Below are 19,347 nucleotides of genomic sequence, written 5' to 3' on the forward strand. Positions count from 1 at the left end.
CTCATGAGCCCCACCGGTCCCGACCACGGCCGGCTGCGCATCCTCGAAGCCAGACTGCTGCTGCACCCCGAGATCGCCGACTGCGCGTTGCTGCCCGTCGAGCACGAGAGCGGCCGCCCTGGCCTGCTCGCCTACCTGGTACCCGCCGTCGACGGCGATCCCGAGGCCCTGCGCCGCCGGGCCGCCGCGGCGCTGCTGGACGCCGACCCGAGCGCCGACGTGCACGTCCTGGACGGCATCGTCCGCACCGCCGAGGGCGAACCCGACGCCGCCGCGCTGGCCGCGGCGCTCCGCCGGGAACCCGCCGCACCCGGCCCGGCGCTGCGCCACCTGCGCGAACTCACCGATCGCTGGCGCCCGTTCGGCGAGGCGACGGCCTCGCCCGTCGCGGGCGCCGCCCCGGCGGAGCCGACGGAGCCGGCGGCCGCAGTCGAGGACCCCGGCACGGAGGCCGTCGGCACCCCACTGCCCGTCCCCGCGCCGGACGCGCCCCGGACCCTGCCCGAGGCGCTGCTGCGCGCCGCCGAGCTGCACCCCGACCGCGGGCTGCACCTGGTCCGGGCGGGTGGCGAGGCGACCAGGCTCACCTACCGTCAACTCCTGGCCCGGGCCCGCGAGATCCTCGCCGCGCTGACCGCCGCCGGGCTGCGCACCGGGGACCGGGCGATCCTCCAGGTCCCGGAACCGGAGTTCTACTTCCCCGCCCTGTGGGCCTGCCTGCTCGGCGGGGTGCAGCCGGTGACGGTCGCCCGCCCGCCGGACTACCACGAGCGCAACCCCGTCCTGGAGAAGCTCTGGCACGCCTGGCAGACCCTGGAGGAGCCGCCGGTCCTCGCCTGCGGACCGGCGGTGGCCGGCCTGGAACGGTTCGGGGAGCTGTACCCGGCGCCGGGACTGCGGGTGATCGCCGTCGACCGGCCCGCCGACCAGCCCGCCGACGGCGACCCGCAGACCGCCCCCACCCACGCCCCCGACCCCGGCGACATCGCGTTCCTCCAGCTCTCCTCCGGCAGCACCGGGCGCTCCAAGGCCGTGCAGGTCACCCACCGCGGCATCCTGGAGTACGTGGCGGGGTCCGTCGCCACCGGCACCGACCCGGCCGACACCACGGTCAACTGGCTGCCCCTGGACCACGTCGCCGGGTTGCTGATGTTCCACCTGCGCGACGTCGTGCTGGCCACCGACCAGGTGCAGATCCCCACCGAACTCGTGCTCGCCGACCCGCTGGTCTGGCTGGACGCGCTGGAGCGCTACCGGGCCGCGCACTCCTGGTCGCCCAACTTCGGCTACCGGCTGGTCGCCGAGGCCGTCCGGGCCGCCGGTCCTGACCGCCACTGGGACCTGTCCGCGGTCAAGTCGCTGATCAACGCCGGGGAGCAGTGCACCGAGGCGGTGCTGAACGAGTTCCTGGCCGCCACCGCCCCGTTCGGCATCCGCCCGGAGCACCTGCTGCTGGCCTGGGGCATGGCCGAGACCTGTACGGCGATCACCTACAAGCGCTACCACGAGGACGGCGCCCGCCGACTGGTGCGCACCGACTCGCTGACCGGCCGGCTGGAGCTCGCCGACCCGGACTCGACGGAGCGCGGCACCGCCTTCCTCAGCATGGGACGGCCCGCGACCGGCGCCCGGATCCGGGTGGCCGACGACGCCGGACGGGCGTTGCCAGAGCTGCGGGTCGGACGGCTCCAGGTGCACTCCGGCCGGGTGACGCCGGGCTATCTGAACAACCCGTCCGCCAACCGGGAGGCCTTCGTCGGCGACGGCTGGTTCGACACCGGGGACCTGGCCTTCCTGGTCGACGGCGAGGTGGTGCTCACCGGCCGTCGCAAGGAGATCATCATCGTCAACGGCGTGCACTACTTCTGCCACGAGCTGGAGGACGTGGTGGCCTCCGTGGCGGGGGTACGCTCCGGGCACGTCGCGGCCTTCGGGGTGCCGGACGAGCGCACCGGCACCGAGCAGCTGGTGATCGCCTACGTCCCGAGCGACCCGGACGCCGCCGCGCCGCCCGTCGCCGCCGAGGTGCGGCAGGTGCTGGCGGCCCGCCGGCAACCGGCGCCCGCCCTGGTGCTCCCCGTCCCGGCGGGCGAGTTCCCGCGCACCACCAGCGGCAAGATCCAGCGCACCGCGCTGCGCGGCCGCCTGCTGGACGGCGAACTCGACGACCACATCGTGGCGTTGGACCTGGCCGAGGCCAACTCCCGGACACTGCCGGACTGTGTACGGCAACTCGGCTGGGAGGCCCGCCCGGCGGCGGAGGCCTCGGTCGAACCGGTGGCCGAGGAAGCAACGGCCGAGGAAACGATCCTGCTGCTCGGCCCGTCCGGTCCCGGCACCCTCACCGAGGCCCTGGCTGCCGCCCTGCCGAACGCCCGGGTGGTGGACCACCCGCCGACCGCCGACCCCGAGGAGTGGCTGCGGGCCCTCGGCGACGGGACGGCCGACCGGCTGGTCTACCTGTGGAGCGCGACCGGCGACGACGGCCCGGCCCGCCCGGACGAGGCACTGCTCGCCCTGCTGCGGGCGCTCCCGGGCCGGGCTCCGGTCCGCGAGCTGGTCTCCGTCAGCGCCGGACTGCACGCCGTCCTCCCCGACGAACTCCCCAGCCCGCGGGCCGCGTTGACGGCCGCGCTGACCGCCGGGGCACGGGCCGAGCAGCTGGTGCCCGCCGCCCGGCACCTCGACCTGCCCGGCGACGCGCCGGCCACGGACCAGGCCGCCGCGCTGCTCGCCCTGCTGGCCGACCCCCGGCAGGAGCCCGAGGCCGCCTGGCGCGCGGGCCGCCCGTGGGTCCCCCGGCTGGGACCGGTCGAGGCCGCCGCCCCCGGCGAGGCGGGCTGCTCGCTGCTCACCCCCGGCGCCCACTACCTGGTCACCGGCGGCCTCGGCGGGATCGCCGCCGAGCTGCTGCCCGGGCTGCTGCGCGAGTACGGCTCCCGGCTGCTGATCGTCGGCCGGAGCGACCTGGACGCCCCGACCGCCGAGGCGGCCGAACGCCGGGCCGCGCTGCGCCGACTGGCCGCCCAGGGCGGTCAGGTGACCTACCGTCAGGCCGATGTGACGGATCGTCGGCAGCTGGCGGAGGTGATCGCCGAGGCCGAGCGCGCGTGGCAGGCGCCGCTGGACGGTGTGCTCCACCTGGCCGGCGGCTACCGCCTCGCGCTGCTCGCCGACACCGGCACCGAGGGCTGGCGGGAGGCCCTGCGGACCAAGACCGAGGGCACCGACCACCTCGTCGAGCTGGTCCGGCAGCGGCCCGGGGCGCAGTTCGTCGCCTTCTCCTCGATGATCGGCCTCCAGGAGGCGGTCGGCTCCACCGGGTACGCCGCGGCCAACCGCTACCTGGAGAGCGCCGTCGAGCGGCTGCGCCGGGAGACCGGCACCCCGGCCTGGACGATCTCCTGGGGCCTGTGGAGCGGGATCGGCATGAACCGCGACACGGAGAACGAGCAGGCCGCCGCCGGACGGGGCATCGCCGTGCTCAGCGCCGCGCACGGCCGCCGGCTCGCCGCGCTGCTGCTGGCCGGCGCCCCGGGCCACCGGTACGCCGGCCCGGACCCGAGCTCCCCCGCCGCCCGGCGCCGGCTGCTCGCCACCGCGCCCCGCCCGGTCACCGCCGGCGTGCCGGCCACGCCCACCGCACCCGCGCCGCCCACCGCACCCGCGCCGTCCGCCGCAGCCCCGGGAACCCCGGCCGCCGTACGGCCCGTCCCCGAGCGGGCCGCGCCGTCGGGGCTGCGCCGACTGGTCCTGGACGCCTTCGAGTCGGTCCTCGACACCCCGCTGGACCCGGGCCGCCCGCTCGCCGAACTCGGCATCGGCTCCCTGCAGTTGATGCGGGTGCACGGCACGCTCAGCGCCGCGCTGCCCACGCCCCCGGCGCCCACCGAGCTGTTCCGCCACCCCACCGTGGACGCACTGATCGCCCACCTGGCCGCCGAGCCGGCCGCGCCCACCGCCCCGCTCCCCTCCCCCGGCACCGACCCCGCCGCCGGCCCCGGCGACGACCGCCGGGTGGCGATCGTCGGCCTGGCCCTGCGCCTGCCGGGCGCCGACACCCCCGAGCAGTACTGGCGGAACATCGTCGAGGGCATCCGGAGCACCACCCGCTTCACCGAGGAGGAACTGGCGGCCGCCGGACTGCGCCCGGAGGAGTACCGCCACCCCGACTTCGTCCCGGTCACCGGCGCGCTCACCGACATCGACCGGTTCGACGCCGAGGCCTTCGGCATCAGCGGCGCCGAGGCCGCGTTGATGGACCCCCAGCAGCGCCTGCTGCTGGAGATCTGCCGGCAGGCCCTGGAGGACGGCGGCTACGACGCGCCGGACCCGGAGCGCCGGGTCGGGGTCTTCGCCGGCACCGGGATGACCCTGTACGCGCTGCGCACCTACTACCAGCACGCCCTGGCCACCACCGCCGACCCGGCCGAGCCGGTCGCCGCCCTGCAGACCGCGATCGGCAACCAGGCGGACTTCGCCGCCACCCGGGTCGCCTACCGGCTGGGCCTGACCGGTCCGGCGATCGGCGTGCAGACGGCCTGCTCCACCTCACTGGTCGCGGTCCACCTGGCGGTGCAGTCGCTGCTGGCGGGCGACTGCGAGCTGGCGCTGGCCGGGGCCGCCGCCCTGCACATCCCGCAGGCCGCCGGCTACCGCTACGAGGAGGGGTCGATCCTCTCCCCCGACGGCGCCTGCCGGGCCTTCGACGCCGAGGCGGGCGGCACGGTCGGCGGCAACGGCGTCGCCGCCGTCCTGCTCAAGCGCCTCGACCGGGCGCTGGCCGACGGCGACACCATCCACGGGGTGATCCTCGGCTCGGCCGTCAACAACGACGGCGGCCGGAAGGTCGGCTACACCGCGCCCAGCGTGGACGGGCAGGCCGCGGTGGTCGGCCGGGCACTGGACCTCGCGGGCGTACCGGCCGACAGCATCGGCTACATCGAGGCCCACGGCACCGGCACCCCGCTCGGCGACCCGATCGAGTTCCGGGCGCTGGCCCAGGCGTTCCGCGCCCGGACGGAGGCCGCCGACTTCTGCTCGCTCGGCTCGGTCAAGCCCAACATCGGCCACCTGGACACCTGCGCCGGCCTGGCGGGCCTGATCAAGGCCCTGCTGGTGCTGCGGCACGGCACCATCCCGCCGCTGGTGAACTTCACCAGCCCCAACCCCGCGCTGGAACTGGCCGGCAGCCCGTTCCGGCTCGCCGCCGAGCGCCGGGACTGGCCGGACGGCCCCACCCCGCGCCGGGCCGGGGTCAGCGCGCTGGGCGTCGGCGGCACCAACGCCCACCTGGTGCTGGAGCAGGCCCCGGCCGCCGCGACGGTGCCCGCACCGCGGTCGGTCCCGACCGTGCTGCCGCTGTCGGCCCGCACCGCCCAGGGCCTGGCCGAGCTGGCCGGGCTGCTCCGCGAGCGGCTGGACGCCGAACCCGCCCTCGCCCCCGGCGACCTGCCGCTCACCCTCGGCGCCGGCCGCCGCGCGCTGCGCCACCGGCTGGCCGTCACCGGGCCCGACCCGGCGGCCCTGCGCAAGGCCCTGGACGCCTTCCTGGCGGGCCGGCCCACCGCCGGCGCGGCCCACCGCGAGACCGGCCGCGGCGAGATCCGGCCGGTGCTGCTCTTCACCGGCCAGGGTGCCCAGTACCGGGGCATGGCCGCCGAGCTGTACCACGCCTTCCCGGTCTTCCGCGCCGTCCTGGACGAGTGCGACCGGCTGCACCGCGCGAGCTGGGACGAGCCGCTGCTGCCGCTGCTGCTCGACCCCGCACCTCAGGATGCCGAGGACAGCTGGACCACCGAGGCGGCGCAGCCCGCGCTGTTCGCCCTCCAGGCGGCCTACCTGCGGCTCTGGCAGGAGCTCGGGGTCCGTCCGGCGGCGGTCGCCGGGCACAGCGCCGGGGAGTACGCGGCCTTCCACGCGGCCGGCGCGCTCGACCTGGCCGACGGGATGTTCCTGACCGCGCTGCGCGGCCGGCTGATGCACCGGCTGAGCGAGCCGGGCGCCATGACGGTGGTCTCGGCGGGCCTGGACCGGCTGTCCGGGCTCGACGACTGGCTGCCGGGCGTGGACCTGGCCGTGGTCAACGGCAGCGGCCAGTGCGTGCTGGCCGGCCCGCCGCGCGAGATCGCCGCCGCCGAGGCCGTGCTGGCCGCCGACGGGGTGACCACCGAGCGGCTCGCCACCGACCGGGCGTTCCACTCCCGCCTGCTCGACCCGGTGCTCGACCCGTTCCGCGACCAGCTGGCCCGGCTGCGCCTGCGGCCGCTGGCCGTACCGCTGGTCAGCAACCTCGGCGGCGAGGTGCTGGAGCCCGGAACCGTCCCGACGCCCGGGTACTTCCTGCGGCAGACCCGGGAGACCGCCCGGTTCGACCAGGTGCTCGCCGCCCTGGACGGGCAGGGCCACGAGCTGTACCTGGAGATCGGCCCGCACCCGACGCTGACCGGCATGGGCCGCCGGGAGCTTCCGCAGCGCCACTTCGTCGCCGGCGGCCGGCGCGGCGCCTCGCCGGAGCAGCAGTTCGACGTCGCCGCGGCCGCGCTCTGGTCGCACGGTGTCCCGCTCGACTGGGCCCGCTTCGCCGCCGCCCGGGACTGGCCGGACGGACCGGCCCGCCGCGTCCCGCTGCCCACCACCGTCTACCAACGCCGCCGCCACTGGTTCACCGCCCCTGCCCGGCCGACCACCGAGGACCCCGCCATGCGCCAGGACCCACCCCAGCAGACCGCGCCGGCCGAAGAACCGGCCGCCGCACCGGCCTCGGCAGCGACGCCGAGCCCCGAGGAGCTCGCCGAGCAGGCCGTGCTGCGGCAGGTCGTCGAGCAGACGGCCCGCCAGCTCGGCTACGACGAGGCCTCGGTCGGCGCGGACGAGCCCTTCTTCGACCTCGGCGCCGACTCGCTCTCGATGATCAACATGATCCGGGACCTGGAACGCGCGTTCCGGGTGCGGGTGTCGATGCGCGAGCTGTTCGAGGCGGCCGACACCCCGGCCCGGCTGGCCGGGCTGATCGCCTCCCGGCTGGAGCCGGCGGTGCTGGCCACGCTGCTGCCGGCCGCCGAACCGGAGCCCGTGGCGGCCCCCGAGGCCGCGCCCGCGCCTGTCACGCCTGTCGCGACTCCGGCTGCCGTGCCGACGGCTCCGGTTGTCCAGGCCACCCCGGCCGCCCCGGTTGTCCAAACCGTCCCGGCGCCCGTCCAGGCCCCGGCGCCCCAGCCCGTCCTCGCCGCGCCCGCCGCACCCGCCGCCGCGCCCGCCGCACCCGCCGCCGCACCCGCCGTCGCCGCGCCGGCCGCCGCCGCGCTGCCCCCGGTGACCGACGGCACCGGCCTGATCGAGCGCCAGCTCGCGCTGCTCGGCCAGTTCTCCGACCTGATGCGCGACCAGCTCGGCCTGCTGGCCGGCGGCACCGCCGCACCGGCAGTCCTCCCCCCGGCACCCACGCCCGCCGCCCTGCCCCCGGCCGCCGCACCCGCGGTCGCCCCCGCCCCCGTCACCGAAGCCCCCGCCGCCGAGGCGCCCGCCGCCCCGCAGGTGCACGGCCCCCGGGTGACGGTCTCCCGCGAGTCCGGCATGGCCTCCGGCGGCCTGACCGACCAGCAGCGCGCCCACGTGGACGAGCTGGTCGCCCGCTTCACCGCCCGCACCACCGCCTCCAAGGCGATCACCCGCCGCCACCGCCGCACCCTGGCGGACAGCCGCGCCGTGGTCGGCTTCCGCTCCGGCACCAAGGAGATGCTCTACCCGCTCGCCGCCCGCAGCGCCCGGGGCTCCCGGCTGGAGGACGTCGACGGCAATCCGTACGTCGACATCACCATGGGCTTCGGCGTCCTGCTCTTCGGCCACGACCCGGAGTTCGTCTCCGAGGCCGTCCGTGAGCACCTGGCCTCCGGTCTGCGGCTGGGCCCGCGCGGTCCGGAGACCGGCGAGGCCGCCGAGCTGCTGGCCGAGCTGACCGGCACCGAGCGGGTCGCCTTCGCCAACTCCGGTACGGAGGCGAACGCCGGGGCGATCCGGCTGGCCCGCGCGCACACCGGCCGGGACAAGATCGTCATGTTCGAGGGTTCGTACCACGGCCACTTCGACCACACCCTGGGCCGGACGCTGGGCCACGGCGCCGACCGGGAGACCGTCCCGGTGTCCATCGGCATCCCGGGCAGCGCGGTCGCCGACCTGCTGGTGCTGCGGTACGGCGACCCGGAGAGCCTCAAGGTCATCGAGGAGCACGGCGACCGGATCGCCGCCGTCCTGGTCGAGCCGGTGCAGAGCCGCCACCCCGGACGCCAGCCCGTCGACTTCGTCCGCTCGCTGCGTGAACTGACCACCCGGCTCGGCATCGTGCTGGTCTTCGACCAGATGCTCACCGGTTTCCGGCCCCACCTGCGCGGCGCCGAGGGCTTCTGGGGCGTCACCCCGGACGTCTCCACCTACGGCAAGGTGCTGGGCGGCGGCTACCCGATCGGCGCGATCGCCGGGCGGGCCGACATCCTGGACGGGATCGACGGCGGGCACTGGGACTACGGCGACGACAGCTACCCGCCCAAGGACACCACCTTCTTCGGCGGCACCTACATCCAGCACCCGCTGGCGATGACCGCCGCGGGCGCGGTGCTGCGCCACCTCAAGGCGGCCGGCCCCGGCCTCCAGGAGCGGCTGAACGCCCGCACCGACGAACTGGCCGCCACGCTGAACGGCTTCTTCGAGGAGGAGGAGTTCCCGCTGCGGCTGGCCCACTTCGGCTCGCTCTTCCGCTTCGAGCCCCGGGCCGACATGGAGCTGCTCTTCCCGCAGCTGCTGACCCGCGGGGTCTACGTGTGGGAGTGGCGCAACTTCTTCCTCTCCACCGCCCACACCGACGGCGACGTGGAGTTCGTGATCGACGCGGTCCGCGAGTCGCTGCGCGACCTGCGGCGCGGCGGCTTCTTCCCGGCCTCGCCCGGCGTCCGCCTGCCCGCCCCGCGGCCGGCCGCCGAACTCCCCGCCCCCACCGGGACCGTGCGCACCCAGGCCGAGCCGATCCCGTACCAGCCGGTCAGCGACCCGCAGCGGCCGGTGGACTTCAGCCTCTACTTCTTCGGCGACTACCCGCTGGACTCCCCCGAGGACGAGAAGTACCGCATCGTCCTGGAGAGCGCCCGCTTCGCCGACCGCAACGACTTCCACTCCGTCTGGCTGCCGGAGCGCCACTTCCACTCCTTCGGCGGCATCTTCCCCAACCCCTCGGTGCTGGCCGCCGCCCTGGCCCGGGAGACCAGCCGGATCCGGCTGAACGCGGGCTGCGCCGTGCTGCCGCTGCACCACCCGGTGCGGGTCGCCGAGGAGTGGTCGGTGGTCGACAACCTGTCCGGCGGCCGGGTCGGCCTGGGCTGCGCCAGCGGCTGGCACCCCAACGACTTCCTGTTCTTCCCGGAGAACTACGGCAGCCACAAGGAGCTGATGCACCGGCAGATCGACACCGTCCGGGCGCTGTGGCGCGGTGAGCCGTACCGGGGCCGCAACGGCAACGGCGAGCCGATCGAGGTGACCCTCCACCCGCGCCCGCTGCAGGACCTGCCGCCGATGTTCACCGCGATCGTCGGCAACCCGGACAGCTTCCGCGAGGCGGCCCGGCACGACCTCGGCGTCATCACCAACCTGATGACCCAGGACGTCGCCCAGCTGGCCGAGAACATCGCGATCTACCGGCGCACCCGGGCCGAGCACGGCCTCGACCCGGAGGCCGGCCGGGTGGTCGTGCTGGTCCACACCTACCTGGGCACCGACCTGGCCACCGCGCGCGAGCAGGCCTACCGGCCGTTCTGCAACTACCTGCGTTCCTCGCTGTCGCTGTTCGGGCAGATGGCCAACAGCCTGGGCCTGACGCTGGACTTCAAGAACGCCCGCGAGGACGACCTGGAGTTCGTGCTGGAGCGCGCGTACGAGCGGTACTGCGCCTCCCGCGCGCTGATCGGCACCCCGGAGAGCGTCCAGGGGGTGCTCTCCGAGCTGCGGGCGGCCGGCGCGGACGAGATCGCCGCCTTCGTGGACTTCGGGCTCTCCCCCGAGCTGGTCGCGGCCGGACTGCCGCAGCTCGACGTCCTGCGCCGGGACACCCAGCGCGGCGCACCGCTGTCCTACGCCCAGCAGCGGATGTGGTTCCTGCACCGGATGCTGCCCGACGGCGGACAGTACAACGAGGTCAAGGCGATCGAGCTGGACGGCCCGCTCGACCCGCAGGCGCTGGACACCGCGCTGCGCGGGCTGGTCGAGCGCCACGTCGCGCTGCGCACCGTCTTCCGGGAGCAGGACGGCGAACCGTTCCAGGAGGTGCTGGCGCCGCCCACCGGCCCGGTGCTGCAGCGGGTCACGGCCGACGCGGCCTCACCGGACGCCGTCGCCGACCTGGTCACCGCCGAGGGCGCGCACCGCTTCGACCTGGCCGAGGGCCCGCTGTTCCGGGCCCTGCTGCTGGAGCGGGACGCCGACCGGCACGTCCTGGTGCTGTCGATGCACCACATCGTGATCGACACCCTGTCCACCGTGGTGATCACCCGCGAGCTGGGCGAGCTCTACCTGGCCGCCCGGGAGGACCGGGCCGCCCGCCTGCCGGTGCTCGCCACCGGCCCGGCCGCCGAGGCCGCCCGGGAGCGGGCCCGGGTGGCCGCCGGCGAGTACGACGAGAGCCTCGCCTACTGGCGCAAGGTGTTCGGCGGCGGCGACCTGCCGGTACTGGCCCTGCCCACCGACCGGCCGCGCCCCGCGGTGCCGGACGGCCGCGGCCGCTCCTTCGTCCACCACCTGCCCGCCGAACTCTCCGACAGCCTGCGGGAGTTGGCCCGATCCAGGCGATCCACCCTGTTCATGGTGCTGCTGACCGGCTTCGCCGCCGTGCTGCAGCGCTACGCCGGCCAGGACGAGATCGTGCTGGGCACCCCGGTGGCCAACCGGACCGACGGCACCGAGGACCTGGTCGGGTTCTTCGTCAACACCCTGGCGCTGCGCCTGGACCTGTCCGGCGAGCCGGCCTTCGCCGAGGCGCTCGGCCGGGTCCGCTCCACCGCGCTGGACGCCTACGAGCACCAGCAGCTGCCCTTCGAGGTGCTGGTGCAGGACCTGAACCCGGAGCGCGACACCAGCCGCAACCCGCTGTTCCAGGTCATGGTCGAGTTCGAGAACCACATGGTCTTCGAGCTGGACCTGCCCGGGGTCACGGCCCGCCCGCTCGACCACGTGGCGGACCGCGCCGCCTTCGACCTGACGCTCTTCCTGACCAGCCTGCCCGACGGCATCCGCTGCCACGTCGAGTACGCCGAGACCCTCTTCGACCGGGCCACCGTCGACCGGCTGCTCGGCGCCTTCGAGCGGCTGCTGACCGCCGCCGTCGCCGACCCCGAGCGCCCGCTCGTCGAACTCACCGCCGTGCCCGCGGCCGAGGCCGACGCCGCCCTGGAGTGCGGCCCCGCGGCCGCCCAGGACCCCGAGCACCCGCTGGCCACCGTCGCCGCGACCGCGGCCGGCCGGCCCGAGCAGACCGCCGTGGTCGCCCCCGACGGCACCGGGACGGACTACCGGACGCTGCTGGCCCGGGCGGACGACCTGGCCGGCCGGCTGCTGGCGGCCGGCGTCCGCGAGGGCAGCCGGGTGGGCGTCCTGCTCCCCCGCTCGGTGGACCTGGTGGCCGGGCTGCTGGCCATCCTGCGCCTGGGCGCCGTCCACGTCCCCGTCGACGTGCTGCAGGGCCCCGAGCGCTGCCGGCTGATCGTCGAGGACAGCGCGCCCGCCGTGCTGCTCACCACCTCGGACGCCGCCGCGGCGGAGCTCGGCCTGACCGTGCGGACGGTGCTCACGGGCGCCGCCCCGGCCGAGGCCGCCGTCGAGCTGCCCCCGCTGCCCGCCCCCTCGGCGCAGGCGCCCGCGTACCTGCTGTACACCTCCGGGTCCACCGGCCGCCCCAAGGGCGTGCTGATGCACTCCCTCGCCCTGGCCCACTTCGTGGCCTGGAACGTCGCCGACCACCCGGCGGCCCGCACCCTCCAGTACGCCTCCTGCGGGTTCGACGTCAGCGTCCAGGAGATCCTGACCACGCTGGCCGGCGGCGGCACCCTGCTGCTGATCGAGGAGGAGACCCGCTACGACGTGACGGCGCTGGCCGCCGTCGTCCGGGCCACCCGGGCCGAGCGGATCCACCTGCCGTACACGCCGCTGGCCGCCCTGACCGACGCGCTCGGCGAGGAGCCGGTGCCGCACCTGCGGGAGCTGATCTCGGGCGGCGAGCAGGTGCTGCTCACCCCCGCGCTGCGGGCCTTCCTGCGCCGCAACCCCGACTGCCGGCTGATCAACCACTACGGCCCGACCGAGACCCACGCGCTGACGGCCGGTGAGATCGACCGGGACGGCGGGGAGTACGCGCCGATCGGCCGCCCCACCCCGGGCAGCCGGATCGTGCTGCGGGACGCCGCCGGACGCCGGGTGCCGCCCGGTGCGGTCGGCGAGATCCACGCCCTCGGCGTCCAGGTCGGCATCGGCTACGTCGGCCGCGACGAGGAGAGCGCCGCCGTCTTCACCGACACCCCCGACGGCCGCGGCTACCGCACCGGCGACCTCGGCCGGTGGCGGCCGGACGGCCGGCTGGAGTTCCTCGGCCGGGCCGACCGCCAGGTCAAGGTGCGCGGCTATCGGGTCGAGCCGGGTGAGATCGAGACCGTGCTGCTCGGCCTGCCCGGCGTGCACGCCGCCGCCGTGACGGCGCGTCGCACCGCGGCGGGCACCGTCCTGGCCGGCTACGTCGGCTGCCCGGACGCCGAACTTCCCCGGGTCGCCGACCAGTTGGCCGACCTGCTGCCCGACTACATGGTGCCCGGGCTCTGGGCCACCGTCGACTCCCTGCCGTTCAACACCAACGGCAAGCTGGACACCGCCGCCCTGCCGGAGCCGCGCCCGCTCGGCGCTGACGAGCCGGAGGCCGCGCCGGTCACCGACCTGGAGCGCACCGTGCAACGGCTCTGGGAGGAGGAACTCGGCCGCCCCGCCGGGGTGGAGACCTCCTTCTTCGACCTGGGCGGGCACTCACTGGCCGCCACCCGGCTGCTGAACCGCGTCCGCGAGGCGACCGGACTGCGGATCGGCGTGCTGGACTTCTTCCGCCGCCCGACCGTCCGCGCGATGGCCGCCCACCAGCCGGCCGCCGAGCAGCACCAGGCCCCGGCCTACGAGGAGGGCACGCTGTGAGCGCGGCAGAGGCAGCGGCAGAGGCCGTGGCAGAGACTGCTGTGGAGGACGACTGGGCGCGGCTGCTGCGCCTGCTCGACGAACGCGAGGTGGTGCTGCGCACCACCGGCGACCGGATCGGCTACCTGGCCCCCGCCGGGGCGATGGACGAGGAGCTCACCGGCCTCGTCCGGGCCCACCGCGAGCGGCTGCTCGCCGTCCTGACCGGCGACGGGACGGCCCTGGCGGCCGCACCGACCGCGGTGGGGCAGTGGCGGATGCACAAGGCCCACGCCGGGTCCGCCGATCCGGCGGTGTGGAACATCACCCAGCGGATCACCGTGCACGGCCCGCTGGAGCCCGAGCGGCTGGCCGCCGCGCTGACGGCGGTCACCGAGCGGCACGAGAGCCTGCGCACGCGCTTCCCGGACACCGAACTCGGGGTGCTCCAGCAGGTGCTGCCGAACACCCCGCTGGACCTCCCCGTCGAGGACCTGCGCGGGCTCGCCCCCGCCGAACGGGACGCGGCGCTCGCCGAGGCCCTGGACGCCGAGATCGCCCGCCCGTACGACCTGACCGCGCCGCCGCTGCTGCGCGCCCGGCTGCTGCGTCCGGCGGAGCAGGAGTGGGTGCTGCTGCTGTCCCTCCACCACATGGCGATCGACGGCTGGTCGCTGGCCACCGTGCTGGCCGACCTGGGCGCGCTCTACCGTACGGGCGGCCCGCTGCCGGACGCCCCCGGCCGAATGACCGACTACGCCTGCTGGCAGCGGACGGTGGTCACCCGGGCCGCCGTCGCGGCGGCCACCGACCACTGGGCCGAGGTCCTGGGCGGCGCGCCGCTCTCGGTGGACCTGCCCACCGACCGGCCGCGCCCCGAGAAGCGCTCCGGGCACGGCGAGACCGCCGAGTTCCGGATCCCGGCGGCCGTGGCCGAGGCGGTCGGACGCTACGCGGCGGCGCGCTCCGCCACCGCCTCCGCCGTCCTGCTGGCCGCGCTCGGCCGGCTGGTCGGCTCGCTCAGCGGCACCTCGGCGCCGCTGGTCCTGCTCTCCAACGCCAACCGCACCCGGCCGGCCGACGAGAAGGTGGTCGGGCTGCTGACCAACAGCGTGCCGATCCTGGTGCCGACCGGGGGCGCCGGCGGGTTCGGGGAGCAGGTGGACCGCGCCGCCGAGGCGATCGCCTCCGCCCTGGACCATTCGGTGACGGCCTTCGGCCTGCTGGTCGAGCCCCTGCGGGAGCGCGGCATCGTGCTGCCCCCGGTGTTCCCGCAGATCCTGCTCGCGGTCCAGAGCACCCCGCCCATCACCCTCGACCTCCCCGGCCTGACCACCGAGATCGAGGACATCGCCGGCCCCTCCGCCCGCGCCGACTGCTCGTTCGGCCTCACTCCGGACGCCGACGGCTACGCCGGCCAGGTCGAGTACGACGCCGACCTGTTCGACCCGGGCACCATCCGGGGCTGGCTGGACGCCCTGGTGGCCGACCTGGCGCAGCAGTTGGAGGTCCCGCTCGGGTGACCCGGCCGACGGGCCCCGGTGGACGGCGTGCCGTCCACCGGGGCCCGTCGCGTTCCAGCGCGGAAACCCGATGGCCGCGGCGGGGCCACCCATGCTAAAACATGTGACATGTTACAAGGCACCCACATCACCCTTCGCGCCCGCCACGACGCCGACCTGCCGGTGCTCCTGGCCGAGCTGTACGACGACGTCGCGACCCGCGCACGGGCCGACTCCCGGCCCTGGCGGCCCCTCCCGCCGGGCTCGCCGCACTCCCCGTACGTCGTCCCCGAGCCGTCCGACGAGGCCGCCTGCTTCTCCGTGGTCGAGACGGCCACCGGCGAACTCGCCGGCGAGGCGCTGCTGTGGGGCATCGACGCCCACAACCGCGGCGCCCACGTCGGCCTCGCCCTGCTGCCGGGCCACCGGGGCCGCGGCTTCGCACCGGACGTCCTGCGGGTGCTCTGCCACTACGCCTTCCCGGTGCTCGGCCTGCGCCGCCTGCAGCTGGAGACCCTGGCCGACAACACCCCGATGCTCCGGGCCGCCGCCCACGCCGGCTTCACCGAGGAGGGGCGGCTGCGCCAGGCCGCCTGGGCGTACGGGGAGTTCGTGGACCAGGTCGTGCTCGGACTGCTGGCCGAGGAGTGGCAGGGGTGAGCGAAGGCCCGTCCGGGCTGCGGCCTCTCCCGCACGGGTACACCAACCGCACCGCCGGTGACGGCACGGTCGTCGTGAAGCGCTACGAGGGGCCGGACGCCGAGGAGCGCGGTCGGCGCGAGCACCGGCTGCTGACCTGGCTTCGCGGGCTGCTGCCGGTCCCTCCGGTGCTCGACACCGCGCCGGGCGCGATCACCCTCGGCCACCTGCCCGGGGTGCCCGCGCAGGAACTGCTGGACGCCGGACACGGCCCGGAGGTCCTGGCCGCCTGCGGGCGGGTGCTGCGCCGGCTCCGGTCCGTCGACCCCGGGGCGGCCGCAGAGGGCCCGGCGCCCGAGGGATCCGCACTGGTGCACGGGGACTTCGGTCCCCACAACCTGCTGCTGGACCCGGCCGACTTCACCGTCACCGGCCTGCTGGACTGGGAGTTCGCCCACCCGGGCGAACCGGTGGAGGACCTGGCCTGGTGCGAGTGGATCGTCCGCACGCACCACCCGGCCCAGGCGGGCGCCCTGCGCCACCTCTTCGACGCGTACGGACAGCCGGCGCCGCCGTGGCCGCGGCGCCGGGCCGCGATGCTCGCCCAGTGCGCCCGGCTGGAGGAGTTCTGCCGCCGACGCGACCCGGACGGGCCGGGGGTCCGTCAGTGGCAGGAGCGCGGACGTCTGACGGCGGGCTGGCCGGAGCTCCCCTGACGCCGGGGGAACGTCGACCCGATCCGACCGGGCCCGGCATCCGGCGAGGCGGTCGCGGCGGAGCTCGAGGCCTGCGCAGCACGGCTTGTGACGATCCGTGGACGGATGTGGCGCGTGCCTTCACCGGTCCGCTACGGTCTGGACCAATCAGCGGCCGATCTTCGTCCGGCACCGCTCGGCCGCGCTCCGAAAGCCCCCCGGGAGTCGTCATCAGCGCCCAGCCCGCCCCCGTCCCGCTCACGCTCCCCGCGCTCCTGGACCACCGGGCGGCGCTCCATCCCGACCGCACCGCCCTGCTCGTGCCCGGCGGCGGGAGCCTGACCTACGGGCGGTGGCGCGAGCGGGCGGTGCGGGCCGCGCACGGGCTGGCCCGGGAGGGTGTGCGGCCGGGGGACACGGTGGCGCTGCTGTTCACCAACCGGGAGTGGGACGAGTACGCCGTGGCGTTCCTGGCCGCCCACTACGCGGGCGCGGCCGGGCTGGTGATCCGTGAGGACCTCGCCCCGGCCGACGTGGAGCGGCTCGTCGAGGCCGCCGGGGCACGCCGGGCGGTCGCCGGGAGCGGCCCGCGCACCGCGCTGCCCACCTTCACGCTCGACCACCTCGACCTCGACGCCCCGGACGGGACCGAGCCGCCGCACCGGGCCGCCCCCGGGGACCTCGCCCAGATCATCGGGACCTCCGGCACCACCGGCACCCCGAAGGGCGTCCGGGCCGCGCACGCGAGCCTGACCGCAGGACTGGTCCCCGACCCCCGCCCCCGCCCGTACGCCCACTCGCGGCACGCCGTGCACGCCTTCCCGATCGGCACCAACGCGGCCCAGGCGGTCCTGGTGAACGCGCTGACCGCACAGCCCACGACGATCTGCCTGCCGCGCTTCGACGCGGAGGAGTTCGGGCGGGTGGTCGAGGAGTTCGGCGCGGGCACCGTCTTCCTGGTGCCGTCGACGGCGGTGGAACTGCTGAACTCCGGGGTCGCCGGCCGCCGGGACCTCGGCAGCGTGCTGCTGGTCGGCTCCACCGCCGCCGCCCTCCCGCCGGCCGTCGCCGCCGGCCTGTCCGCCGCCCTGCCGAAGGCGACGGTCGTCAACACCTACACCTCGGCCGAGGCCTCCCCCGCCCAGATATCCGCGGTCGTGGACCCCGGCCGCCCGGGCTCGTTGGGCCGCCCCACCGACCCGGCCGACCTGCGGATCCTGGACGAGGCCGGCGAACCGGTGCCGCCCGGCGCGACCGGCGAGATCTGGCTGCGCCAGCCCGGCCCGCCGCGCGGGTACGCCGGAGCGGACTCGGACACCGTCTTCCGCGACGGCTGGGTGCGGATGGGCGACCTCGGCCGACTGGACCAGGACGGCTTCCTCCACCTCGTCGACCGGGAGAGCGACATCGTCAAGTCCGGTGCGCTGAAGGTCTCGACGCTGCGGATCGAAGCGGTGCTGCACGAGCACCCGCAGGTCGCCGACGCCGCCGCGCTCGGCCTGCCGCACCCGGTGATGGGCCAGGTGCCGGTCGCCGCGGTGGTCCCGCTGCCGGGCGGAATCGACCCCGACGGCCTGCGGCTCTTCCTGAGCGAGCGCCTCGCCCGGCCCGAACTTCCCGTCCGCATCCTGGTGTTGGACTCCCTGCCGCGCAACCCGAGCGGCAAGGTGGTCAAGCACGAACTGCGGACCGCCTTCCAGGAGGCCGCCCCGGCGGCCGGGCGGGCACCGGAGACGGAGCGCGAGCTGGCCCTGGCCGCCCTGTGGCGGACCGTGCTGGGGCGGCCGGTCCGGGCCGTGGAGGACGAGTTCTTCGCCCTCGGCGGGGACTCGTTCCGCGCCGTCCAGCTGGCCGCCGCGATCTCCGCCGAGTTCGGCGTGGCGGCGCGCACGGCCCTCGTCTTCGAACGCCCCTCGCTGCGCGCCCAGACGGCCTGGCTGGAGCGGGCCGAGGCCGCCCAGGCCGCGCCGGCGGCGGCGTCCGGAACCGAGATGTCGGACTTCCTGCGCTCGCTGCGCGCCCAGCCGCACGACCTGCCGCTCACCTCCCAGCAGGAGAACTTCCTGCGCTGGATGGCCGAGGTCCCGGGCCGCAACGTCGGCTCGGTGGCCGTGATGTTCCGGGTGACGGAGGCCCTGCGGACGGACGTCCTGGCCGACGCCCTGCACGAGGCGATCCGCCGCCACCCCGCGCTGCGGACCGGGTTCGTCCCGGTGCCCGGGGCCGAACCGGGGGTGCTGCGGGCCGTCCTGGACGACGAACCGCGCGCGGACGTGGTGCTGGTGGACGCCCCCGGCGCGAGCGACGACGAGGTGTCGGCGCGGCTGGTCGCCGTCCGCGACCGCTTGACGGACGTCGCGTCCGGGCCGATGACCAGGCTGGCCGTGGTGAGCCGGGGCCGGGAGGACCACGTCGTCCTGCTGGCGGTCCACCACCTCGTCAGCGACGGCTGGTCGCTGGGCCCGCTGCTGCGCGACCTGGGCGTGTGCTACTCGGCGCTGCGCCACGGCCGCCGGGCGCCCGCCGCCCGGCCCGGCCCGGAGTACCGCGAGCTGGTGGAGTGGTCGAACGCCCACTGGCCGGCGTCCCGGACGCACTTCGCGGCGGCGCTCGCGGACGCGCCCGCGGCGATCGACCCCTTCCCCGGGCGCCGCCACACCGAGGTGGTGCTGAGCGCCGCCCACGCGTTCACGGTGCCCCCAGAGACGGCGGACGCGCTGCGGGCCAGGGCGGCGGAGCTGGGGGCCACGCCGTTCCTCGCGGTGGCGGCCGTCTGGAGCGGCCTGCTGGCCGCCCGCAGCGGACAGTCCGACTTCGTCCTGATGACGCCGGTGCCCGGCCGGACCCGACCGGAGGCGGAGCGGGCGGTCGGCTGCTTCGTGCAGTCGCTGCTGGTGCGGGTGGACGTCTCGGGCACGCCCGGGTTCGCCGAACTGCTCGACCGGGTCCGGTCCGCCGCCACCGCGGCGCTCGACCACCAGCTGTACCCGTTCGCGGAGTTCAGCCCGCTGGCGCCGTTCGCCGCCTGGCTGCGGTACGAGAGCTGGAGCGCGCCGGCCCAGCTGCCGGGGGTGGCCTGCGCCGCCTGGGAACTGCCGCGCAACGCCACCGTGCCCTACCCGCTGCCCGGCGGTGACCGGCACGTCCCGGAACTCGCGGTCACCGAGCAGCCGGACGGCGGGCTGCGCTGCTGGCTGCGGTACAACGAGCACGCCTTCGAGGCCGGGGCGGTGACGGCGCTGGCCGAGGACCTCGCCGCCGCGCTGGCGGGGGCGGCCGGGATCTGACACGCCCCGAGGGCCCGGCTCCGCGTGCTGCGGAGC

5 protein-coding genes are annotated in these 19,347 nt (G+C 76.2%); all 5 read left to right on the forward strand.

Going from position 1 to position 19,347, the window contains the following annotated elements:
• The first annotated feature begins 3 nt into the window (after positions 1–3).
• A complete protein-coding gene (locus ACGF13_RS21010) occupies positions 4–13,209 on the forward strand; it encodes a MupA/Atu3671 family FMN-dependent luciferase-like monooxygenase (RefSeq protein ID WP_392877202.1) in 13,206 nt (4,401 codons plus the stop codon).
• Between the two features lie 26 nt (positions 13,210–13,235).
• Entirely contained in the window at positions 13,236–14,711 is a 1,476-nt protein-coding gene (locus ACGF13_RS21015) for a condensation domain-containing protein (protein ID WP_392877204.1), read from the forward strand.
• A 108-nt stretch (positions 14,712–14,819) separates the two neighbouring features.
• Positions 14,820–15,350: a GNAT family N-acetyltransferase gene (locus ACGF13_RS21020; protein ID WP_392877206.1), complete on the forward strand. Its 531-nt coding sequence runs from the start codon at positions 14,820–14,822 to the stop codon at positions 15,348–15,350.
• Positions 15,347–16,045 (forward strand): phosphotransferase family protein, encoded by a 699-nt coding sequence (locus ACGF13_RS21025; protein ID WP_392877208.1) that lies wholly within the window; start codon positions 15,347–15,349, stop codon positions 16,043–16,045. The genes ACGF13_RS21020 and ACGF13_RS21025 overlap by 4 nt, the downstream gene beginning before the upstream one ends.
• Before the next feature lie 254 nt (positions 16,046–16,299).
• Entirely contained in the window at positions 16,300–19,311 is a 3,012-nt protein-coding gene (locus tag ACGF13_RS21030; RefSeq protein ID WP_392877598.1) for an AMP-binding protein, read from the forward strand.
• Positions 19,312–19,347: the final 36 nt, after the last annotated feature.

The organism is Kitasatospora sp. NPDC048286, from assembly GCF_043201735.1.
GTDB lineage: Bacteria > Actinomycetota > Actinomycetes > Streptomycetales > Streptomycetaceae > Kitasatospora.